Source organism: Oceanobacillus sp. HCA-5259, assembly GCF_037892815.1.
GTDB classification, from domain to species: domain Bacteria; phylum Bacillota; class Bacilli; order Bacillales; family Amphibacillaceae; genus Oceanobacillus; species Oceanobacillus indicireducens.
In genome coordinates, this window is sequence record NZ_JBBKBV010000002.1 from 136,721 (window position 1) to 158,399 (window position 21,679).

Below are 21,679 nucleotides of genomic sequence, written 5' to 3' on the forward strand. Positions count from 1 at the left end.
TGCAGTTTATTATGACGCAAATTACATAATTTAAGGAAAGGAGGTGCTGAAGATGATTATGAAACCTATCTACATAGAGGATATACCTACGGGGGATGAATGGTTATATGAAATTAAATATGATGGTTTCCGCGCTGTTCTTTCGATAACGACGGATGAACGGATTCAATTACAGAGTAAAAATAATCATAACCTCACCGGAAAGTTTCCGGAAATTATCGCAAGCCTTGAGGATATGCTTCCATCTTTGAAAAAGTTTCTGCCACTCACCTTAGATGGGGAACTTGTTGTGTTAAACAACCGCTATCAGGCTAACTTTGCTGAAATTCAAATCCGCGGAAGAATGAAGAACAATATGAAAATCACACAAGCAGCAGCCTCTCGCCCGGCAAACTTTATTGTGTTCGATGTCTTGCAAGCAAATGGAAAGAATTATACCGAAGAAAAACTTAGCTTCCGAAAAGCTATTTTGGAAGAAATATTAACAACATATACCGCGCGGGTCTTTCCGGTAAAGGTTTATTACAGTAAAGAAAAAATTATAAAAACAATGTTCGACTCAAAGGCAGAAGGTATCGTCGCCAAACGGCTAACGAGCAAATATAAAAAGGGGAAAAACCATCAGGATTGGAAAAAAGTAAAAAATTGGCGGCAGATTTTCACATTCTTAACAGCTTTCGACACGGAAAACGGCTATTTCGATGTCGGCGTCTATCATAACGGAAACGTAATAGATATGGGAAAATGTAAGCATGGCTTAGATCCAGAAACTTACACAACGGTAAAGCAATTTTTTATTGAAAATGGAAAAAAGGCCGGGAACCGTTACACCGTTCCCCCAGCGATTTGCACGGCGGTCCACACTCTCGATTTATATGACAATGAATTACGGGAACCTGAATTTGTTCAACTTATACCAGAGATGAAACCGGAAGCCTGTACGTTTCAGAAAATGCAGCTTGATCTAGCCATGCTTCCTAAAGAAATTACCCTTACCAATACAGACAAACTGCTCTGGAAAGAACCCAAGCTTGCGAAAGGAGACCTTCTCACCTACATAAGGGAAATCTCTCCTTATATTCTTCCATTTTTAAATAGTCGCTTGCTCACGATTATCCGGGCACCTGATGGGGTTGATAAAGAAAGTTTTTTCCAAAGACACCTCCCAAGCTATGCTCCAGAATTTGTAACCGCGATACGACAACAGGAAGAAACTTTCTTTAGTTGTGACAACTTAGAAACACTGAGCTGGTTCGCTAATCACGGGGCAATCGAATACCATATTCCTTTTGAGAGAAGCAGCAGCACAGTTCCATGCGAGATTGTCTTTGACCTTGATCCGCCAGACAGGAACCACTTTCATCTGGCAGTTCAAGCGGCACAATTAATTAAGATTCTCCTTGATGAACTGAAGCTTCATTCTTTTATTAAAACATCGGGAAATAAAGGACTCCAGATCCACATTCCAATCCGCGAAGGCAGTATGACATATGAGGAAACAGCAATTTTTACAGAGGCGATTGCAAAAACATTGGCAACAAATTATCCCGATGATTTCACAACAGAGCGGATGAAAAAGAAAAGAGCCGGGAGATTATATATTGATTATGTACAGCACGGAGAAGGGAAAACGATTATCGCACCGTATTCCCCAAGACTAACAAAAGAAGGTACCGTTGCCACTCCTTTATTTTGGGATGAAGTCGATACAGATTTAAATCCGTCCGAGTTTACAATTGAAACAGTAGCCCGGCGCGCGCAGGATATCGGGTGTCCATTTCAAGCATATTTTCCCTTGCAACAGAATCAACAGATGAAACATGTGCTAAGATTCGTGCGGGGAGAAACAGGGTCACGTCAGATCTGAATCTGAGCCCCTGCCTCGCTGTAAACTCTTATTTAAATTCTCTTCTACCTTTTTATAATAGAGGTAATAAGCTGTCCAGTATATCGAATATACTCCAGTAAACACGAGTGTTGTCACAAGTATGGCGACAAAGGTGAACGGTACCCAACCACCGAACAATGCGATGATGAAATAAACGACAACGGACATACAATAGTGGATTATCGTTTGCTTAAGCATACTCAAGCCATTTTCTGTAAAGATGAAAGAAGATAAGCCGAAATAAATACCGAGTACGTATGATAGCAGCATGGCCAGCCAGATTTCAGAAATTGTCGTTTCCGTCTCGGTAAATTTCAGAATCGTTATCGCAATTAATGAAATGATACCTGCAAACGCTATTCCCATCATACTTCTTTTAATTGCTTCCATTACCACCGTTATCGCCTCCCATCTCTAACTTGTTCTTTACTGCCGTCACATATTTTCGTGTAATATATTCTTTATTTCCCGACTGGAAAAACACACACAGATTCCCGTTAAAAGCTAATTCAAACCGTTCAATTCGACTTAAATTTCCGATGACCGATTTGGAAAAGCGCATGAAATGATGCGGGGCTAGCAACTCCTCCACTTCGTACAGTTTCATGCGAATTTCCACTTGACGCTTTCCCATACAAGCAAACACTTTCCGTCTTTCCGCATAAACGAAATCAATCTTTTTCGGGTCAAGGAGGATCGTCTGCTCATCCTCCATCCCGAATATTCGCTTCCTATTTTTCCGTCTTAAGATTTTTACAATCTCTTCCAACTCTTCTGTCCATTCATTTGTCTGAATCGTGATGGAAGTTTCATCATATTGATCATCAATTTCGATATTGATCTTCATGAAGCTCCCCCTTTCCCCTATCCCGTTGTTCGTTTAAGAAAGTTCGGATAACCGATGAGTGCTAGTATAAATCCTAAGATACCGAAACCTAGCAGAACACTTGAGATTTTAAAGAAATCCCCCATCCCGAGTGTCCCGGTCATCGCCTCGCGAAAGCCCTGGTGTCCCCAATATTGTGGTGTGAACCTGCTGATTGTCTGCAATAGTTCAGGCATCATTTCAAGCGGCATCCACAATCCCCCAATTAAGGCGCCACCTAATGCAAGCACCTGCGTAAGTGCGATCCCCATATTTGTCGTTTTTACTAGAATGGCGAGCGCGAGACCTAGCCCAGTCACCATAAATGTCAAAATGAACGCAAGAACAATGATATAAAACAACTGTTCAATTGGAACATTATAGACAACTTTACCAAACAATAACAATATAACAATCTGTATAAAAACAATATACATGTAGGGAACCCATTTTCCTAGTAAATATAAATAACTTGAAAGTGGGGTGCTTGCAATCCGAGCAACGAGACCGTTTTTCTGGTCCTTTATCATCGACTCTGTCATCGTTATCATAATAAAGAAGACGAACATTACGGTATAGCCAGGAACAATTGAAAGTATCACAGGCTGGCTCTCTGCTTCATTAAGTCCTGAAGTGAATACGGAGATAAATAATACGGTAAACAAAATCGGTAAAACAAGCGTCCAAAAAATCATTCCCCGGTCTTGAATGTTCTTTTTTAATTCTAACTTGATGATCGCGTTCATGATGTGCCCCCCCTTATTCTCTTAATTGACTTCCTGTTAAAGAAAAGAAAACATCTTCCAGACGTGGTTTCGCAAGCTCCAGTCGTTCCGGATGACTACCGCTCTGCTTACAATATCCCACGATATATTCCATCGCCTGAAGCGGATGACGCGTGATAAGCAAATAGCCTTCTGTTTTTTCTTGAAGCCTTCCGAAGCTTTCTAGTCCGGACGGCATGCAGTCGTTTCCACTTACGAATATTGAAGGTTTACCATGTTTTTCTAAAATCATTGAAATACTGCCAATTTCCACAACTTTACCGTGATCGAGAAATGCAGCTTCATTACAAATTCGTTCAATCTCTTCCATATAATGACTCGCATAAATAATCGTTGCCCCCTCCTGTTTCAACCGCTCAATCATTTGAAAAATATACTGCCTGGACTGCGGATCAATTCCAACCGTCGGCTCATCCATAATGATGAGATCAGGTTGATGCAAGAGCGCGCAGCCGATATTTAATCTGCGCTTCATCCCACCGGAAAAGGTCGTCACTTTATCTTTCGCGCGTTCCGTAAGACCGATTTCTTCCAAGACTTCCCCTATCCTTAACGCTAATACCTTACCGGAAAGTCCATAAAGCTTACCGAAAAAAACAAGATTATCCTGGGCAGTGACTGTTTCTTCAAGAGCTATTTCCTGGGGAACATAACCAATCTTCATCCGTGGGTTCGTCAGCCGAATCTTCCCTTGAAAATTGCGAATGACGCTGGCAATGATTTTCAACAAGGTAGATTTCCCAGCCCCGTTCGGCCCGACCAATCCAAAACATACACCTGCCGGAATTTCCAATGAGATATTTGCCAAAGCAGTCTTCTTTTCATACTTCTTTGTTATCTGATCCAACTTCAGCACTTCCATCACCTTCCTTTTCTTTTCGATTTCATTATGACAAAAATCCATATAAAAAAAACGAGAAGGTGTATAACATGCATGAAGTTCTACATGAGATGATAAAAATATGGGACATGGGGGTCAGAGCGTTTGTCCCAGTGGGACAAATGCTCTGACCCCCATGTCCCGATTTCTCAAAGAATCTTGTTCAGGAATGCTTGCGTTCGTTTGTTTTGCGGATCGGTGAAGATTTGATTAGGGTCTCCTTCCTCCATAATGACCCCTTCATCCATAAAGAAGACCCGATCGCACACTTCACGGGCAAAACCCATCTCATGAGTAACAACTACCATCGTCATCCCGTCCATTGCAAGACGTTTCATTACTTCAAGCACTTCCCCAACAAGCTCTGGGTCGAGGGCTGATGTCGGTTCATCAAATAACATCAATTTCGGTTCCATTGCAAGGGACCGGGCGATTGCTACCCGTTGCTGCTGACCGCCTGAAAGTTGGGATGGATATTGTTCCGCTTTCTCCGCAAGTCCCACTTTTTCAAGCAAATCCATCCCCCGCTTCCTCGCCACCGCTTTAGATATTTTTCTAACTTTCATTGGTGCAAGCATTAGATTTTCAATAACTGACTTATGCGGGAATAGATTAAAATGCTGAAACACCATCCCGACTTCTGTCCGGATTTTATTAATATTTATTTTCGGATCACCTAAGCTATCTCCATCTATAATTACTTCTCCATCCGTAATAGCTTCAAGTAAGTTCAAGCAACGTAAAAATGTACTCTTACCAGACCCGCTCGGTCCAATCACACAAACTACTTCTTCATCGGCAATCTCACAATTAATTCCCTTTAAAACTTCATTGTTTCCAAACGATTTATGCAAATTCTTCACCGTAATCATTGGATATCCAACCTTCTTTCAACGTAACGTAATATATAAGAAAGGGACAACGTAATCACCAAGTAAAATACCGCTACTGTCGTATATATCTCAACGGCATTAAAATGGTTTGAAGCTATTAATCTACCCTGGAACATCAACTCCGGAACTAGAATAACAGATAATAGCGACGTGTCTTTAATACTAATGATAAACTGGTTACCTAAGGGAGGAATCATCCGCTTAAATGCTTGCGGCCAAATAATATATTGCATCGTCTGTGACTGATTGAGCCCTAAGGAACGTCCTGCTTCATGCTGACCTTTATCAATCGATTGAACGGCCCCGCGGACAATTTCCGCAATATAAGCACCAGAGTTAATCGAAATAACGACTATCCCGGCTGCTACGGAAGCCATATTGTATCCGGTAATAAGCGGTAAGGCATAGAAAACCCAAATCGCTTGCACAAGCACTGGAGTACCACGCACCACTTCTACATAGATGGAAGACACTACATAAAAAAATTTATTCTTAGAAATCCGTCCGAGACCGAAAACCCCGCCTAAAATAAAACCGATTAACAGTCCGACTACTGAGATTAATAGAGTATAATAAAGCCCGGTTCCTAAGTTTGGTAAGAAATCAATCACACTTGCCCAATTAAAACGCTCAAATCGCTCCAGCATCTTTTCACCTCTCCAATTAAAATAAGGCTTATCTTATCAGGAACGGATAAGCCTTATGATTACGTAATATAACCTATTTTTCTTCCTCTTCATCGGCATCACCATTACTTGCATCACCGAACCATTTATTATAAATCTCATCATATGTTCCATTTTCTCTTAGTGTAGCTAATGCATCGTTAATGGCAGCAACTAAATCTTCATTCCCTGCTGTTATACCAATGCCATAGTCTTCTGCCTGATAAAGATCACCAACGACCTTCAATCTGCCATTTCCTTCTGTTGCAATATAATATTCAATATTCGGAAGATCATACATAACTGCATCCGCGCTGCCATTTTCCACAGCAAGATAAACTTGATCCATTTGCTCATATTCATTGATTTCCGCGCCCGGAACATGCTCTCTTAAGTAGTTCCCGGAAGTAGTTCCGAGGCGGGTTGCTACCGTTTTCCCATCCAAATCTTCCAGTCCGTTAATATCATCCCGATCAGATAACACACCAATTGCAATCCCAGATTCATAGTATGGATCGGAGAAATCAATCACTTTTGCGCGTTCTTCCGTAATACTCATCCCAGCAATCGCAATTTCAAATTGACCGGTCTGCAGTCCCGGGATAATTCCGTCAAAGTTCGTCGTCTCAATTTCATCATTTTCAATTGCAAAGCCTGCTTCTTCCGCAATCGCTTTAATTAATTCAATATCAAAACCAACAAGTTCCCCGTCTTCCACGAATTCAAAGGGCACGAAGGAATTATCACTAACAACCGTATAAGCATCTTCCAAGTCATAATCCCCATCTTCGGTAGCGGAGTCTGAATCTCCATCTTCGGACGTTCCACATGCCGCAAGCAGTGCTACTAGCCCGAACAAAAATGCTAAGACTCCAAGCTTTCTTAACCCTTTTTCCATCTAAAATCCTCTCCCCTTATGTTTTTTGTAGCCACAATGGCAATCCATTCACCCACCGCCAACTATGTAATGCTACATTTTATCTATAACCTACTTTCTGATAATTGAAACATGGGGTCAGAGCGTTTGTCCCAGCGGGACAAATGCTCTGACCCCAATGTCCCACATTCAGTTTTTCTTTGCAGTGACTATTTTCTTGATCTGCTGGATTGCTGTCGGGTCCTCTAGACCTGTTAAGTCCCCAGCGACATCTCCCTTTACTTGCAGTTCTTTTAATAGTCGGCGCATAATTTTACCGCTGACTGTTTTCGGCATCGCCTCGACAAAGAACACATCACGTGGTCTTGCTATTTGCCCAATCCCCTTAACAATACTCGCTTCAATATTTTCCCTTAATTCTTCATTTCCAACAAAACCGTCTGCAACCGTCACAAAAACTACTGGTACTTCCCCTTTAATTTTATCCGGCGCACCAATGACCGCAGCTTCCGACACCCCTGAAACCTCAAGTACAGCACTTTCAATTTCCATTGTACTCAAGCGGTGACCGGATACATTAAAGGCATCATCGGAACGACCGACAACCCAGAAATAACCATCTTCATCCACTAGAGCAATATCACTGGCATAATAACTCCCTTTTACTTGGCTAAAATAGGTCGCATGATAACGCTCGGGTTCTTTCCATAACGTCCGGCAAAGCATCGGGAATGGCTTACGGATGACAAGGTTTCCGAGTGTACCTGCTGGAACCGGTTCACCTGCAGCATCGACAACGGCCGCGTCAATTCCAAGAAAGCCAACTCCGGCAGAACCAGGTTTCATCGGTGTCAACCAAGCTGCCCCAGCAAGAGGAGTCCCCGCCGTTTCTGTTTGTCCCCACGTATTATTTACACATATTTTGCCAGCGCCAAAAACATCTCTTGTCCAGTGCCACGTATCTGGATCAAATGGCTCTCCGACGAGAGATACAACATCCAGACAAGACAAATCATACGCTTCAAGCGTCTTCTCACCAAGACTCCGCAGCATCCTTAGTGCTGTAGGAGCTGTGAAAAGCTTATTGACACGGTACTTTTCAATAATTTGATAGATTCGGTCCTGATTCGGATAGTTCGGTGCCCCGTCATAAACAACCGTCGTTACCCCGTTAGCCAAGGAACCTGCGACACCCCAAATATGCATTGTCAGCCAGCCCACATCAGCCGTACACCAAAACACATCGTCAGGACGATGGTTCATATGATACTTCGCATAAATATAATTCTGAATAACAAAAGCCATTCCCGAGTGTACTACCCCTTTAGGCTTTCCAGTTGTTCCACTCGTATAAAACACTATTCCAGGCTCATTCGCCTCAATTGGCGTCGGTTCACAATAGAGCGATACTTTTTTCCGTTCCTCATGCCACCATACATCTCGCCCTTTTTTCATTGCAATTTCGGTTCCTAACCGTTCAACAACAATCACACCAGCAACACTTGTAATATCCCGAACAACCTGGTCCACTTTACGCTTAAGCGGAATTGTTTGCCCGCGCCGGACAGCTGCATCGGCAGTTACAACTACTTTCGGCTCAAAGGCTTGTAGACGGTCACGTAAAGATTGCTCAGAAAAACCGGAAAAAATTGTGCTATATACTGCTCCAAGCCGGAAACATGCTAGAATCGCAATAAAGGATTCCGCAAGATTCGGCAAATAAATCGCAACCGGGTCACCTTTTTTAACTCCAAAAGACTTTAAGACATTGGCAAAACGACTTACTTCAGCTAAAAGCATCTGATACGTATAAAAGTTAGTCTTCCCGTCTTCCCCTTCCCAGATAAGCGCGGTCCTATTAGCGGCGCCATTTTCAACATGACGGTCTAGCAGGTTATAACACGGGTTACTGATTCCGCCCTTAAAGAATTCAAAGTTCGGCAATTCACCCGTCATCGTTTCTTCCCAAGGTTTAAACCAGTGCAACTCTCGCGCAACTTCCGCCCAAAACGCTTCTGGCTCTTCTTGTGAACGTTTCAATAATGCAGTAAAAGCTTCACTGTTGCCAAGCTCCGTTTTCTGCTGTTCCTCCTCTGTCGGCTGGACCAACTGGCTCTCCCTTACGATTTCTTGAATTCCCCCAACATCCGTATGCATTTATGTAGCCTCCCTTTGGATAATTTTCCTGGAAACAAAACAACTCAACCTGTAAACGCTTCCAAGTAGGTGTATCTTCTTTATTCACTTGTTCTAATAATATATCTATTCAGAAAGAAAAGTCAACAAAGTGGAATAGATTTTCTATATATTCTCCAAATTATTTACGGTTAAAATTATCTCTCATGTTTTATACACAATAAAATATACATAATAGTAGCTTATGATAAAGTGAAACTTCATTCAGTGGGGGTTTCCTTCCCTTTCCTTCCCTCCCCCACTGAATGTTAGTTGAACAGAATCAGGTATTTACGGACTGTATATCCCCCACCTTCACATTTTGGTTTTCCCTCTTGTTTAGAGGTGGGGGTATTACAGACCGTTAATACGTGATAAAGGAGGAAGACATGCTGTGAATGCAATTTTAGTAGCTATTATTGGAATGCTTATGTTGGCACTCGGTTATCGCTATTACTCCAGATTTGTGGCGGAAAGAATTTTCAAACTTGACCCGAACTATGTCACACCTGCCCACAGGTACAATGACGGGGTCGATTATGTTCCGACAAATAAGATTATTCTATGGGGACATCATTTCACCTCGGTAGCGGGGGCTGCCCCGATTTTAGGCCCCGCAATAGCATTATATTGGGGCTGGCTTCCAGCATTTCTATGGGTTATCCTTGGTACGGTTTTTGCAGCAGGAGTCCATGATTTCGGAACACTGGCAATTTCAGTGCGAAATAAAGGACAATCCATCGGGACCATTGCGGAAAAATTAATCGGTAGACGAGGGAAAATCCTGTTTTTATTTATCATTCTTACGCTCGTTCTAATGGTTAATGCTGTCTTTGCTTGGGTGATTGCTAATCTATTTATTTTCTATCCAGCAAGTGTATTCCCTGTATTCATTCAAATTCCTTTAGCCATCTGGATTGGTTTTGCGGTGTACAAGCGGAAAGCGAAAATGCTTGTTCCCTCGTTAATTGCCCTTGCTGTAATGTATTTGGCTGCAATTCTTGCTGCTGAATACCAATTTCTGCAAATCGATCTCGTCCAATATATGGGCGGTGAAAATGGGGCTGGTCTCTTCGGTTTAGGTGCAGTTGGAACAGCGTTTATGATCTGGATCGTCATATTAATGATTTATGTCTACTTTGCTTCAACTTTGCCGGTATGGATGCTCCTTCAGCCAAGGGATTTTATTAATTCTCATCAACTTGTCGTTGGCCTAGGTATTCTTTATCTCGGTCTCTTATTTACAAACCCTACGATTACGGCACCGGCAACAAATGCAAATCCGGATACTCCTTGGCTGCCATTACTCTTCATCACAATCGCTTGTGGTGCCATATCCGGTTTCCACGGCCTCGTTTCATCGGGAACATCGGCGAAGCAATTGAATAAAGAAACGGACGCTCGGTTTGTTGGCTATTTAGGAGCAGTTGGAGAAGGTATATTAGCTCTTATCTCCATCCTTGCAGTCGCAACATTATTTAACAATACAGCTGCTTTTAAAGAAGCATATTCCAGTTTCAGTGCTGCAAATGCTGCTGGGCTTGGGAATTTCGTCGAAGGTGCATCCGTACTTGCAGGTGGACTTGGAATACCTGCTCATATTTCAGTAACGATCGTTTCGATCATTGTTGTAAGTTTCGCGGCGACGACGTTAGACACTGCAGTGCGGCTAATGCGGTATATTATTGCGGAGATTGGTGCGGAATATAATGTGCAACCACTTACGAAAAAACATGTTGCTACATCTGTTGCCGTTTTATCTAGTGCTGCCTTAGCAATCCTTCCTGAAGGCCCGAGCGGATTTGGTTCTGGTGGATATTTAATCTGGCCACTCTTTGGAACATCGAACCAGTTGCTTGCAGGGATCAGTTTACTACTCATTTCCATTTGGTTGAAGCGTAGAGGCATAAATTATGCTGTTACACTCATACCGATGATTTTTGTCATGTTCATGACCTTGTACGCCATGTTCCAACAAGTGTTCTTTGAATGGATTTGGTTCGGAAATGAAGCGAATAATTTACTCTTTGTCCTTGGAGCAATTATCTTCGTCTTTGCCGTATGGATAACACTGACAGCGATACAAGTATTTAGAGGGAAATTTGAGCAAGAGAACGCGGACGATTAAGCGATGGATAAGTAATTGTAAAGGGATCATTCATTTGGTCCCTTTTCTTATATTAATTATAAAAGAAGGTGTTATGATGTTGGACCGTGTGAAACGTATCATTGAGATATATGAAGAAATCCTCCGTATGCCCCATCGTACGGAAATCGCTCGTGAATTACGGGAAGAGGATGATTTATTTTTACTCTTACTATACTCGGAGATGATCGGGATTCCTAATCCCGTCTATTACTATACGTTGGAACTCTATCCTTACATGATCGAAAAGTTCCACGACTGGCATTTACGGATGGGCATGGAGAAGTCTCCCCTATCTGGTATTCGCTGCTGTTGAATTATTCTTGAAAGGTGGGTTTACATGCTAAACGATACAAAGAAGATTTTATTTATTGGCGGTAAGGGCGGTGTAGGGAAATCAACTTCAGCTTCAGCCATCGCCTGGAAACTTGCTGCAGCAGGGAAAAAAACTTTACTTATTTCCACTGATCCCGCTCATAATCTCGGTGATATTTTCTCAGTGAAGATTGGAGGAGAAGCAAGAAGAATCGTTCCAAATTTATATGCACTTGAAATTGACCCGGAGTATGAGACGACGAAATATATTAATTCAGTCAAAGCTAATATAAAAGGAGTCGTTCATTCCAGCATGGCTGACGAAGTATACCGCCAGCTGGACACAGCAAAAGCTTCACCCGGTGCAGATGAAGCAGCATTATTCGATAAGCTAATCTCCATTATTATTGAGGGAAGTGAAGATTATGATCATCTTGTATTCGATACTGCACCTACCGGACATACAATCAGGCTCTTAACCTTGCCGGAACTGATGGGGGTTTGGATAGAAGGAATGCTCAAGAAAAGAAAAAAAACAAATGAAAACTATGTACAGTTATTGAATGACGGGGAACCAATTGAAGATCCAATTTATGAAGTATTGTTGGAAAGAAAAAATCGTTTCAGTAAAGCGCGGGAAATTCTGTTGAATCAAAATAAGACAAGCTTTATCTTTGTACTCAATCCAGAAAGGCTGCCGATTTTAGAAACGAAAAAAGCAATTGATTTACTAGCTAAATATGACCTGCATGTCCGCACAGTCATCGTGAATAAAATACTGCCAAAAGAAGCAGACGGCGCATTTCTCATAAAGAGAAAAGAATACGAAAAGCGGTACTTGGAACAAATTAAACATACATTCCAGCAGCAAAAACTCATCCATGTACCATTACAATCCCAAGATATCACAAACATAGAACAACTAAACACATTCAGTAACTATTATTAGAATCGGGACAGGGGGTCAGTGCAAATGTCCCAATCGGGACACTTGCACTGACCCCTGTCCCACTTTTTTATCCGTTTACGATGGTTCCTCCATTTACGTGGATTGTTTGCCCTGTAACATAGCTGGAGTCGTTACTTGCCAAATATACATAGGCAGGTGCTAACTCTTTCGGTTGTCCAGGTCGTTTCATTGGTGAATCGCCGCCAAACTTCCCGACTTTCTCTTTATCAAATGATGCCGGAATAAGCGGTGTCCAAATAGGTCCTGGTGCTACAGCATTCACACGGATTCCCTTCCCCACAAGTGATTGGGATAGAGAACGTGTGAAGGAAGTGATAGCACCTTTTGTCGCAGAGTAATCGATTAAATCCACATTCCCTTGATACGCGGTGATAGAAGAAGTGTTAATGATGGTGCTGCCTTTTTTCAAATTAGGCAAGACAGCCTTCGTCATATAAAACATGCCGAACACATTGGTACGGAAGGTTTGCTCCAATTGTTCGCTCGTAATATTCATAAAATCCTTCTGTTGGTGCTGCTCTCCTGCGTTATTTACTAGAATATCAACTTTTTTATACTCTTTTAACACTTGTGTCACTGCTGATTCACAAAACGTCTGACTGCCAGTATCTCCACTAATAAGTAAGCAGTTCTGTCCCTCCTGCTCCACCAACCGCTTCGTATTCTCGGCATCTTCATGCTCATCCAGATAGATAATCGCAACATCTGCCCCTTCTTTAGCAAAATACACACTGACAGCTCGGCCGATTCCGCTATCTCCCCCTGTAATGATTGCTACTTTTCCTTCCAACTTACCGCTTCCTTTATAATTCGGATCTGCATATTCCGGTTCCGGCTTCATTTCCGCTTCAATTCCCGGCTGCTTGTTCTGCACTTGAGCAGGCGGGGTTATTTTTCCATTCTTATTTTCCATTTCCATTGTTGAATTACCTCCTTGAATGTAAGATTACCAAGTACGTTCGCATGTACTTTTCCCGGATTAGCATGGGATTAATCATATGACGGTATGTTTAGATATTTTTTGTTGATTAATGGGGGGATAATAGATATGATATGGAATGTTGATCAATAATTTGAAGAGAGAATGGTGTGTATGTTAGAGAGCTTCTTTAAACTGAAAGAAAATAACACAACGGTGCGGACGGAGTTCACTGCAGGTCTCACAACTTTCCTGACGATGGCTTATATTGTTGTGGTGAATCCGGCAATCCTTCATAGTGCGGGAGTACCTTTTGAACAAGTATTTATGGCAACGGTCATCACTGCCATCGTTGGCTCGTTAATGATGGGGTTGCTTGCGAATTATCCGATTGCCATTGCACCAGGTATGGGGTTGAACGCATATTTCGCCTCGGTTGTTGCCACACAAGGATTATCCTATCAAACCGTGTTCGGAACTGTATTCATCGCCGGTATTTTATTCCTTCTCCTTAGCTTTACGACTTTACGGGAGACATTAATCAATAAAATTCCGGACAGCTTGAAATTTGGTATAACTGCAGGTATTGGACTTTTCATCGCTTTCGTCGGCTTAAAAAATTCAGGACTTGTCGTTCCAAATGAAGCGAATATTATCGGGTTGGGCGATTTGACCGATCCCATGGTGATGCTTACAATTGCAGGGTTATTCCTGACATTAGTGTTCTATATGTTAAACATTCGAGGCGCTTTATTTCTCGGAATGGTTATTACTGGAATTCTTGCTTACTTTACGGGGCAAATCCAATTTGAAGGTGTCATATCAACGCCACCAACCCCTGTCTTTTTCGATTTAGACATAGCTGGCGTGTTCTCACACGGACTTTATACAATTATTATCGCATTTTTACTTGTAACATTATTTGATACAACCGGAACAATTATTGGGGTAGCTGAACAAGGCGGATTCATGAAAAATGGTAAATTACCACGCTCGAAACAAGCATTACTGGCAGATGCAACAGCTACAACAGTAGGTTCTGTATTCGGGACGAGCCCGGCAACAGCTTATATTGAGTCAACTTCAGGAGTTGCGGCTGGTGGAAGAACAGGACTGACTAGCCTTTTCGTTTCCTTGCTGTTCGCAATATCAATATTCTTTACGCCGATTATTAGTGTGGTGGCTGGGGTTCCGGCAATTACATCACCAGTCTTGATAATCGTTGGTTCATTTATGATGCAAGGCTTAGCAAAAATCAACTGGAAATCGTTTGATGAAGCATTTCCAACCTTTATCACGATGATTGCCATGCCATTTACATCAAGCATCGCAACCGGAATCGCAGTCGGTTTCATCACCTATCCACTCATGAAACTAGCAAGAGGAAAAGGCAAAGAAGTCCACTGGCTCATTTACCTATTCGCCATCCTTTTCCTCCTACAACTCATCTTCTTTCCAATGAACGGATAATCGGCGGCGGGACAGGGGGTCAGAGCAAGTGTCCCAGTAATTGGGACACTTGCCCTGACCCCTTTGTCCCTCTCAATCATTCATAGATTTCTGTCATCCAGTCGACGATGCTTTGTTCGTTTTCTTTTCGGATATCGTCGACGTTATCGTGTGCGATAATGCTTCCATCTTTGATTCCTACAATTTCGTCCAAGATATTTTCCACTTCCATAACCTCATGCGTTGTAATTAAGATAAGCTGCTTCTCTAGATCGACAAAGGAAATAAGCCCTTTAACAATTGAATTTCGCACCATCGGATCAAGCCCAGAAAATGGCTCATCCATCAAAACGACTGGTGCATTCCGTCCCAGAGTAAGCACAATTTTCACCCGACCTCGATTCCCTTTTGATAAATGTTTCAACTTCTTCTCCGGGTCAAGCTTCATAAACTTCATAATTTCATACGCTTTCTCCATATCAAAATCCGCAAATTGACTCGCTTGGAATTCAATTGCATCCTTTACGGTAAAGAAACGGTAATATTCATCCAGCTCCGATAGATAGGAAACGGATGAAGCAATTTTCCGCGTAACTTTTTCACCGTTTACCGTAATTTCTCCACGCGTCGGGTGATTCAATCCAGCAATCAATTTCAATGTCGTCGATTTACCGCTCCCATTCTCCCCGACAAGACCAATTAGTTTCCCTTTAGATAGTGTTAAATTCACTTGATCCAATGCCGCTTTCGTCCCATACTTTTTGGTGACATCCGTTAGTTTAATCATCCCTTAGTCCTCCTTCTCTTCTAAAAAATCCGCCAGTCCCCGTGTAATTTCCTCTTTTGAATAGCCCATTTCATACATTTGTTGCGTGAAATTCTGCAAAATTTCAGCTTTCATTTCTTCCCGGATTGCAGCAAGCACTTCTGCATCCTCCGTAATGAAAGTTCCCTGTCCTCGTTTCGACCGGGCAATTTCCATCGATTCTAACTCCCTATATGTTCGTTGTACCGTGTTAGGGTTAACATTCACCTCAATCGCCATCTCACGAACAGACGGTAGCTTATCACCCGCATGTAATTCCCCCCGAATAATTTGCTTCTTGATCAATTCCGCGATCTGTTCATAAATCGGCTTTGAGGAATGGAATAAATCTGCCATTCCACTACACCTCAACTTTTCTGTCAATCATCCAACAAGCTGCGAAAAACATAATAATGGTAACAATAAGGTCTCTTATAAAATGTCCAATATAGAAAATGGAAGCCTCACTCAGCGTGTTCGCTTCGAAAGCATTATCTATATAATCAAACTCAAAGCCAACTAGAATATCACCAACGTTAATTGGCCCCCATGTCGTAATCGTTTCAACAAATCCGATACTCAAGATCAGACTATAAATCCATCCGATGATAAGAAAAAGGATAAATGTCAATATGAAACTAAAAAAATCATTTATCCGCTGACTAAAGGTTAGAAATATCGACCAGAAGAAGATAAATGTGACCGCTAACCATATCGCCCCATTAAAGACAGTTACCGTTGACAGTCCCATAATGTTAAAGATTGTTTGCTCATTGAAAAAGTCAAAATGCTGATTGAAAAACAAGGCAGCTACTGATAAGCTAACAATGAAAGTGATAGCCATAAACACGATCCCTGTGAACAATTTCGATAGAAGTAACCCAGCGATCGACATTGGTGTATGCAACCAAAGGTGTAATCTTTTTCTTTCAGAACTCAAGGTATAGTAAAGATAAAAAACTAGGAAAAGAACATGAAGGGCTATTACAAATGCAAAGGACATCATCATTAACGCCTCTTCATGATTAATTTGTTTCCCTAAAAAATACGCACCAACCATCATTCCAGCATACAAAATCAAAGCAGTAATAAAAACTGGAAAACCAAGCCGCAACTCCTTCTTCGTTAACGCCAACCAAGCACTCATTTTTTCATCCTCCCAAACGTTGTATTAGCGTACTACTTAAACAGTACACTAATACTAACCAAGTTGTCAATGGGACATTGGGGTCAGAGCAGTTGTCCCAAGTTTCGATGGGACACAGGGTCAGAGCAGTTGTCCCAAGTTTCGATGAGACACGGGGTCAGAGCAGTTGTCCCAAATTCTGGTGGGACAATTGCTCTGACCCCACTTTTTTCAATTCATCTATAGCTTTTATCTTTGATTTTTTATATGATTATTGAAAGAACTTCAAACAATCCGCTTATTTGTGAGCGCTATCTTTCGTTTGAAAAAGTAAGATTATAACTCTATTACAGTGGGAGGGGTTTTAGTGGGTAATCAACAAGGACAATTGAAATCAGATTTAAAAGTTAGACATATAAGCATGATCTCAATAGCAGGTGTTATCGGGGCAGGATTATTTATTGGTAGTGGTGCAGTCATTAATTCCTCAGGACCAGGCGCGCTGCTGTCCTACGCCTTTGCAGGGCTAGTTGTCGTCCTCGTGATGAGAATGCTTGGAGAAATGGCAGCAGCTCGTCCAACAAGTGGATCATTTTCCACATATGCAAGTGAAGCAGTTGGACCATGGGCAGGATTTACGATTGGTTGGCTATACTGGTTTTTCTGGACGGTTGTTATCGCGATTGAAGCGATTGCTGGTGCAGCCATTATCCAGTACTGGATTCCAGATTTTCCACTCTGGTTAATGGCACTTATACTAACCGTTTCCCTTACCATGACGAATTTATTTTCCGTCAAATCCTTTGGTGAATTTGAATATTGGTTCTCCCTCATCAAGGTTGTTAGTATTGTTGCATTTCTAATATTAGGACTCTGCGTTATTTTCAGCTGGTACCCAGGGATTGCAACACCTGGTACATCCAACCTATTCGGTAATGGCGGGTTCATGCCAACTGGTTTTAGTTCCGTCCTAATTGGAATAACCGTTGTTATCTTTTCATTTATGGGAACTGAAATTGTCGCCATTGCGGCAGGCGAATCGAAACACCCAGCAAAATCCGTTCGAATCGCAACGAATAGTGTCATTTGGAGAATACTTATCTTCTATATTGGCTCAATCGCAATCGTTGTAACACTTTTACCATGGAACTCAGCAAATATCTTAGTCAGCCCATTTGTTGCTGTGCTTGATTATGTCGGCATACCGGCCGCAGCTCAGATTATGAATTTCGTCGTACTAACGGCTGTCCTTTCATGTTTAAACTCGGCACTCTATGCTAATTCCCGGATGTTATTCGGAATGGCGCAGAAAGGCGAAGCTCCGAAAGCTTTCCGGAAGTTGAGTAAAAAAGGTGTACCAGCTCGAGCTATTTTATTCAGTACATCATTTGCTTATGTTGCTGTGATTTTCAGTTACATTTCACCAGATACACTATTTCTCTTCCTCGTAAATTCGTCAGGAGCGGTTGCATTACTCGTTTATCTTGTAATTGCCTTCTCCCATATACGAATGAGAAGAAAGCTAGAAGCGGAAGACCCGGGATCACTGAAAATAAAAATGTGGTTATTCCCGTATTTAACCTACGCAACCATTCTATTTATTGTTGGAATTTACGGCGCCATGTTCTTTATTGAATCGTTAAGAATCCAAGCAATTCTTACGTCACTAGTAGCCGTATTTACTGTCGCCTCCTACTTTATATTTGTTCGCAATAAAGGAGCTGTTAAAGATTTGCAGGAGAACTTAGCTCAAACATCTTCGGAAAATATGAGATGATGAAAAAGGTGTCAGACATCGGGACAGGGGGTCAGAGTATTTGTCCCAGAATTTTGGGACAAATGCTCTGACCCCCTGTCCCAGTTTTTATGGTATAATGACCAGGTAATAAAGATACATCCGGAAGGGGCTCGGAGTTATGGGAAATGAAAAATCATGGTACAAACTAGATAATGCTGGGAAACTGTATTCCTCTATCATATCCTCTCGCGCGACAACCTTATTCCGACTTTCTGCTACACTTACAACTCAAATTGATCCAACCTATTTACAGCGAGCACTCGAATTAACACTGGAACGCTATCCTTTTTTTAAAGTTCAATTAAAACAAGGCTTTTTTTGGTATTATTTTGAAGGTACCGAACAAATGCCGAAAGTAGAGAAGGAAATTTATTATCCATGTATCAGTTTATCGATTAAAAAGCGTGGTTCTTTCCCCTATCGGGTATATTATTATAACAATAGAATTGCTTTGGAGTTGTCGCATAGCATGACGGATGGAACTGGCGGGTTACAATTTTTAAATGAACTCGTCAAACAATACTTGCATTTGCAAGAATCTATCCCTATTGAGGTGGAGAATATAAGTAATGAGCAATTGCAAATGGAGACAGAAAATGCTTTCCGCAAATATTATGATAAAAAAATACCTGCTCCCAGAACGCGTGTGGGAAGTTCATACAAACTGCCGCTGGAATTAGATAAGAAGGGATATTATCATATCGTAACTGGAATTGTCTCGGTAGAAGCGTTAAAGCAAAAAGCGAAAGAATATAATGTCTCGATTACGATTTTTCTTACCGCTGTTTATATCCAGTGTCTGTTAAAAATTCAAGAAAAAACGTCAAGGCGTAAAAAACCGATTGTCATCAATGTTCCAGTTAATATGCGTGCTTTTTTTCCAAGCGACACGATGCGGAACTTTTTTGTAAGCATCACACCTTCGATTGATGCGCGGCTTGGCGAATACGATTTTGAAGAAATTATTCAAGAGTTAAACATCGAATTCAGCCGCCTATTGACACCGAAAAAATTAAAGCAGTACATCAAGCGTAGTGTTATCAGCGAGAAATCTTTGGCGTTACGATTAATGCCTTCACCGATTAAAGACATTGTTGCTCCGTCCATTTATTCATTTTTTGGCGAGGGTCAATATACAAGTGGCCTATCCAACTTGGGGATTGTTCAAGTCCCTAGTGAAATGGAGGAATTCATCGAAAGGATCGAATGTTATCCGCCACCTAGTATTGGAAATAAAGTTAAGGTCATACTAATTAGCTACAAACAGCATATGTATATTTCATTTGGAAATCTATCCAGAGATCGAGTCGTTGAGCGAGAATTTTTCCGGAGTCTCAGGCAACACGGAATTGAAGTAACTGTAGAAACAAACGATGAGGAGAATTAAAATGGCCTATTGTCCAAAATGCGGTATAAAAGTGGAGAGAGATAACCGGCCATGTCCACTATGTAACTTCCATATCCCAAAAGTACATGAAGAAAATGAGGATGTTCTAAGGGTCAAGAAGTTCCCTAAAACGACAAACCCCTATCCAACTTATACGAGAAGAGTTCTAAATCGAATTTTTATCTTTATAACGTTATTAGTATTCGTAGCTGTCAGTCTTATGTTTTACATTGACTATGAACTGAATAACACATTTACATGGTCTAGATATAGTAACTTAAGCGTGCTTGCAGGTTGGGTCTTGATTTACTTTTCGTTCGGATATGTGAAAAATTATTATAAAGTAATTATCGGGATCGGCTTAGATGCTCTTATCTTATTATTTGGCCTGGATATGTTCAGCGGCAGCTTGGAATGGTTTATCCCATTAGCATTTCCAATTGTAACTGGCACAACGGTTATCGGAATCTGTTACTGGAGTGTGATTCGAGCGTTATCGGTTAGAGGCTTTAATGTGATTGGATTCTTATTCATCGCGATTGTTATTCTGACGATGTGGATTAACTTTTTCATTCAAAATTATCAAAATAAAATAAACCCTTTGAGTTGGGTGATTGTTACCGTTCTGCAACTACTGCCTGTATTACTAATCATGATTTATGTTAAATATGGGATGCCCGAGCGAATCAAGCAAAAAATCGCCAGGAAATTTCATTTATAAAGTGAAATTTCCTTCAGTGGGGCATTACAGTTAATGCCTGATAAAATGGAGGGTGACAGATAAACTGCACCCTCCTCTTATTATTTAGACTTTTTTATGAAAGATGCTGGTACATCCGCTTTAAACGTCATCAATTTATTCATTGTCGGGTGATGCATTGCTAGGATCTTTGCATGTAATCCGAGCCTGCCGATTGCATTTCTTTCCTTTGCTCCATACTTTTTATCCCCTACAACCGGGTGACCCAGGTCTTGCATATGAACTCTAATTTGATTTTTCCTGCCCGTTTCTAGATTTACTTCCAATAAAGAAAAATCTGCATTACCCTGTATAAATTTATAGCGGGTTTTTGCGAGTAATCCATCATTTGGCGTTTGACTGGAGTACATAACATGCGTTTTCGTTTCCCTGAGCCAAGACGTGATATAGCCTTCTTTTTTTGAAACCTTTCCTTCCACGAGAGCCGCATATGTCCGTTCTTTCACCATAGTATTCCAATTATCCTGCAGTTTTCTTTTCACGTCATTCGACTTAGCAAACAGCATAATCCCCGACGTATCCTTGTCTAAACGATGCACGATAAAAATTCGGTTGTCATGATTTTCCCTTTTCACATAATTCATTAATTGATGCAGAGCGGTATGTCTTTTCTCTTTCTCAGTAGCGATTGACAATAATCCGGCTTCTTTATTGATGACAAGAATATCATCGTCTTCATAAAGAATCTGGAGTCCAATTAACGCATCCTGTTTGATGGCAGCTTTGTTTTTTAAAATAGTGACCGTTTGACCAGGTTTTAAATTATAATTGAACTGTTTTTCGATTGTGTCATCAATCATTACTTGGCCTCTACCCAGGATGGATTTTACCGAATTCCTGCTTCGGTTAGACATTACCTTTAATAAAAAAGATAATAATTCATCGGGTTCTTTCACCTGGACGATGATAGATTTGGTATCTTCCAGGTAGTTAGATTTCTTTTTAGGCATGTGGTATGCTCCTTAAAATATTGAAG

Annotated in this window: 21 protein-coding genes; 8 read left to right on the forward strand and 13 right to left on the reverse strand. The window is 41.3% G+C overall.

What is annotated here, in order from left to right; genetic code table 11:
- Positions 1-52: 52 nt before the first annotated feature.
- A complete protein-coding gene (locus WKU33_RS01910; RefSeq protein WP_340452903.1) occupies positions 53-1,867 on the forward strand; it encodes a DNA ligase D in 1,815 nt (604 codons plus the stop codon).
- Here WKU33_RS01910 and WKU33_RS01915 read toward each other — a convergent pair.
- The 8 genes from WKU33_RS01915 to acs all read right to left on the reverse strand — a co-directional run bounded on the left by WKU33_RS01915 (position 1,853) and on the right by acs (position 9,010).
- Positions 1,853-2,278, reverse strand: a complete 426-nt coding sequence (locus WKU33_RS01915) for a DUF3021 domain-containing protein (protein WP_232334344.1) — start codon at positions 2,276-2,278, stop codon at positions 1,853-1,855. The genes WKU33_RS01910 and WKU33_RS01915 overlap by 15 nt on opposite strands.
- The gene (locus tag WKU33_RS01920; RefSeq protein WP_156855657.1) at positions 2,265-2,735 is read right to left on the reverse strand and encodes a LytTR family DNA-binding domain-containing protein; all 471 of its coding nucleotides are present in this window, start codon (positions 2,733-2,735) and stop codon (positions 2,265-2,267) included. The genes WKU33_RS01915 and WKU33_RS01920 overlap by 14 nt, the downstream gene beginning before the upstream one ends.
- A gap of 17 nt (positions 2,736-2,752) precedes the next feature.
- The gene (locus WKU33_RS01925) at positions 2,753-3,499 is read right to left on the reverse strand and encodes an ABC transporter permease (protein ID WP_340452904.1); all 747 of its coding nucleotides are present in this window, start codon (positions 3,497-3,499) and stop codon (positions 2,753-2,755) included.
- Between the two features lie 13 nt (positions 3,500-3,512).
- Positions 3,513-4,394, reverse strand: coding sequence for an ABC transporter ATP-binding protein (locus tag WKU33_RS01930; protein ID WP_340453011.1), 882 nt, complete (start codon positions 4,392-4,394; stop codon positions 3,513-3,515).
- A gap of 173 nt (positions 4,395-4,567) precedes the next feature.
- Positions 4,568-5,290 (reverse strand): amino acid ABC transporter ATP-binding protein, encoded by a 723-nt coding sequence (locus WKU33_RS01935; protein ID WP_340452905.1) that lies wholly within the window; start codon positions 5,288-5,290, stop codon positions 4,568-4,570.
- Positions 5,287-5,958: an amino acid ABC transporter permease gene (locus WKU33_RS01940; RefSeq protein WP_156855660.1), complete on the reverse strand. Its 672-nt coding sequence runs from the start codon at positions 5,956-5,958 to the stop codon at positions 5,287-5,289. The genes WKU33_RS01935 and WKU33_RS01940 overlap by 4 nt, the downstream gene beginning before the upstream one ends.
- A gap of 73 nt (positions 5,959-6,031) precedes the next feature.
- Positions 6,032-6,874 carry a transporter substrate-binding domain-containing protein gene (locus WKU33_RS01945; RefSeq protein ID WP_340452906.1) on the reverse strand — a complete coding sequence of 281 codons (843 nt, stop codon included), beginning with the start codon at positions 6,872-6,874 and terminating at the stop codon, positions 6,032-6,034.
- 168 nt (positions 6,875-7,042) lie between these two features.
- Positions 7,043-9,010: an acetate--CoA ligase gene (acs, locus tag WKU33_RS01950; RefSeq protein ID WP_340452907.1), complete on the reverse strand. Its 1,968-nt coding sequence runs from the start codon at positions 9,008-9,010 to the stop codon at positions 7,043-7,045.
- Between the two features lie 412 nt (positions 9,011-9,422).
- Between acs and WKU33_RS01955 the strand changes: the two genes are divergently transcribed.
- The 3 genes from WKU33_RS01955 (at position 9,423) to WKU33_RS01965 (ending at position 12,438) form a co-directional block, all read left to right on the forward strand.
- Positions 9,423-11,156, forward strand: a complete 1,734-nt coding sequence (locus tag WKU33_RS01955) for a carbon starvation CstA family protein (RefSeq protein ID WP_340452908.1) — start codon at positions 9,423-9,425, stop codon at positions 11,154-11,156.
- A 73-nt stretch (positions 11,157-11,229) separates the two neighbouring features.
- Complete coding sequence (locus tag WKU33_RS01960; RefSeq protein WP_445321672.1) at positions 11,230-11,490, forward strand: cory-CC-star protein; 261 nt, start codon at positions 11,230-11,232, stop codon at positions 11,488-11,490.
- Between the two features lie 24 nt (positions 11,491-11,514).
- The gene (locus WKU33_RS01965) at positions 11,515-12,438 is read left to right on the forward strand and encodes an ArsA family ATPase (RefSeq protein WP_340452912.1); all 924 of its coding nucleotides are present in this window, start codon (positions 11,515-11,517) and stop codon (positions 12,436-12,438) included.
- Positions 12,439-12,505: 67 nt separating this feature from the next.
- On the opposite strand, the gene WKU33_RS01970 is transcribed toward WKU33_RS01965, so the two are convergent.
- Entirely contained in the window at positions 12,506-13,378 is an 873-nt protein-coding gene (locus tag WKU33_RS01970; RefSeq protein ID WP_340452914.1) for an SDR family oxidoreductase, read from the reverse strand.
- 174 nt (positions 13,379-13,552) lie between these two features.
- Here WKU33_RS01970 and WKU33_RS01975 point away from each other — a divergent pair, with 174 nt between their 5' ends.
- A complete protein-coding gene (locus WKU33_RS01975; protein WP_340453013.1) occupies positions 13,553-14,848 on the forward strand; it encodes an NCS2 family permease in 1,296 nt (431 codons plus the stop codon).
- Between the two features lie 76 nt (positions 14,849-14,924).
- On the opposite strand, the gene WKU33_RS01980 is transcribed toward WKU33_RS01975, so the two are convergent.
- The 3 genes from WKU33_RS01980 to WKU33_RS01990 are packed head-to-tail and all read right to left on the reverse strand — an operon-like array spanning position 14,925 to position 16,779.
- Positions 14,925-15,614: an ABC transporter ATP-binding protein gene (locus WKU33_RS01980; RefSeq protein ID WP_336252211.1), complete on the reverse strand. Its 690-nt coding sequence runs from the start codon at positions 15,612-15,614 to the stop codon at positions 14,925-14,927.
- A gap of 3 nt (positions 15,615-15,617) precedes the next feature.
- The gene (locus WKU33_RS01985; RefSeq protein WP_336252210.1) at positions 15,618-15,989 is read right to left on the reverse strand and encodes a GntR family transcriptional regulator; all 372 of its coding nucleotides are present in this window, start codon (positions 15,987-15,989) and stop codon (positions 15,618-15,620) included.
- Between the two features lie 4 nt (positions 15,990-15,993).
- Positions 15,994-16,779, reverse strand: coding sequence for a hypothetical protein (locus tag WKU33_RS01990; protein WP_156857164.1), 786 nt, complete (start codon positions 16,777-16,779; stop codon positions 15,994-15,996).
- 400 nt (positions 16,780-17,179) lie between these two features.
- Here WKU33_RS01990 and WKU33_RS01995 point away from each other — a divergent pair, with 400 nt between their 5' ends.
- From WKU33_RS01995 to WKU33_RS02005, 3 genes are all read left to right on the forward strand, one after another.
- The gene (locus WKU33_RS01995) at positions 17,180-18,535 is read left to right on the forward strand and encodes an amino acid permease (RefSeq protein ID WP_340453014.1); all 1,356 of its coding nucleotides are present in this window, start codon (positions 17,180-17,182) and stop codon (positions 18,533-18,535) included.
- Positions 18,536-18,674: 139 nt separating this feature from the next.
- Positions 18,675-19,943 (forward strand): alcohol acetyltransferase, encoded by a 1,269-nt coding sequence (locus tag WKU33_RS02000; RefSeq protein WP_340452919.1) that lies wholly within the window; start codon positions 18,675-18,677, stop codon positions 19,941-19,943.
- The gene (locus WKU33_RS02005; RefSeq protein WP_156857162.1) at positions 19,930-20,664 is read left to right on the forward strand and encodes a DUF6320 domain-containing protein; all 735 of its coding nucleotides are present in this window, start codon (positions 19,930-19,932) and stop codon (positions 20,662-20,664) included. The genes WKU33_RS02000 and WKU33_RS02005 overlap by 14 nt, the downstream gene beginning before the upstream one ends.
- 80 nt (positions 20,665-20,744) lie before the next feature.
- On the opposite strand, the gene WKU33_RS02010 is transcribed toward WKU33_RS02005, so the two are convergent.
- Complete coding sequence (locus WKU33_RS02010) at positions 20,745-21,653, reverse strand: RluA family pseudouridine synthase (protein ID WP_336252207.1); 909 nt, start codon at positions 21,651-21,653, stop codon at positions 20,745-20,747.
- Positions 21,654-21,679 lie beyond the last annotated feature (26 nt).

Coding starts and splice junctions, on each gene's coding strand:
- WKU33_RS01910 (WP_340452903.1), top strand. CDS start 53: ATGATTATGAAACCTATCTACATAGAGGATATACCTACGGGGGATGAA.
- WKU33_RS01915 (WP_232334344.1), bottom strand. CDS start 2,278: ATGGAAGCAATTAAAAGAAGTATGATGGGAATAGCGTTTGCAGGTATC.
- WKU33_RS01920 (WP_156855657.1), bottom strand. CDS start 2,735: ATGAAGATCAATATCGAAATTGATGATCAATATGATGAAACTTCCATC.
- WKU33_RS01925 (WP_340452904.1), bottom strand. CDS start 3,499: ATGAACGCGATCATCAAGTTAGAATTAAAAAAGAACATTCAAGACCGG.
- WKU33_RS01935 (WP_340452905.1), bottom strand. CDS start 5,290: ATGATTACGGTGAAGAATTTGCATAAATCGTTTGGAAACAATGAAGTT.
- WKU33_RS01940 (WP_156855660.1), bottom strand. CDS start 5,958: ATGCTGGAGCGATTTGAGCGTTTTAATTGGGCAAGTGTGATTGATTTC.
- WKU33_RS01945 (WP_340452906.1), bottom strand. CDS start 6,874: ATGGAAAAAGGGTTAAGAAAGCTTGGAGTCTTAGCATTTTTGTTCGGG.
- acs (WP_340452907.1), bottom strand. CDS start 9,010: ATGCATACGGATGTTGGGGGAATTCAAGAAATCGTAAGGGAGAGCCAG.
- WKU33_RS01960 (WP_445321672.1), top strand. CDS start 11,230: ATGATGTTGGACCGTGTGAAACGTATCATTGAGATATATGAAGAAATC.
- WKU33_RS01965 (WP_340452912.1), top strand. CDS start 11,515: ATGCTAAACGATACAAAGAAGATTTTATTTATTGGCGGTAAGGGCGGT.
- WKU33_RS01970 (WP_340452914.1), bottom strand. CDS start 13,378: ATGGAAATGGAAAATAAGAATGGAAAAATAACCCCGCCTGCTCAAGTG.
- WKU33_RS01975 (WP_340453013.1), top strand. CDS start 13,553: ATGTTAGAGAGCTTCTTTAAACTGAAAGAAAATAACACAACGGTGCGG.
- WKU33_RS01980 (WP_336252211.1), bottom strand. CDS start 15,614: ATGATTAAACTAACGGATGTCACCAAAAAGTATGGGACGAAAGCGGCA.
- WKU33_RS01985 (WP_336252210.1), bottom strand. CDS start 15,989: ATGGCAGATTTATTCCATTCCTCAAAGCCGATTTATGAACAGATCGCG.
- WKU33_RS01990 (WP_156857164.1), bottom strand. CDS start 16,779: ATGAGTGCTTGGTTGGCGTTAACGAAGAAGGAGTTGCGGCTTGGTTTT.
- WKU33_RS01995 (WP_340453014.1), top strand. CDS start 17,180: ATGATCTCAATAGCAGGTGTTATCGGGGCAGGATTATTTATTGGTAGT.
- WKU33_RS02000 (WP_340452919.1), top strand. CDS start 18,675: ATGGGAAATGAAAAATCATGGTACAAACTAGATAATGCTGGGAAACTG.
- WKU33_RS02005 (WP_156857162.1), top strand. CDS start 19,930: ATGAGGAGAATTAAAATGGCCTATTGTCCAAAATGCGGTATAAAAGTG.
- WKU33_RS02010 (WP_336252207.1), bottom strand. CDS start 21,653: ATGCCTAAAAAGAAATCTAACTACCTGGAAGATACCAAATCTATCATC.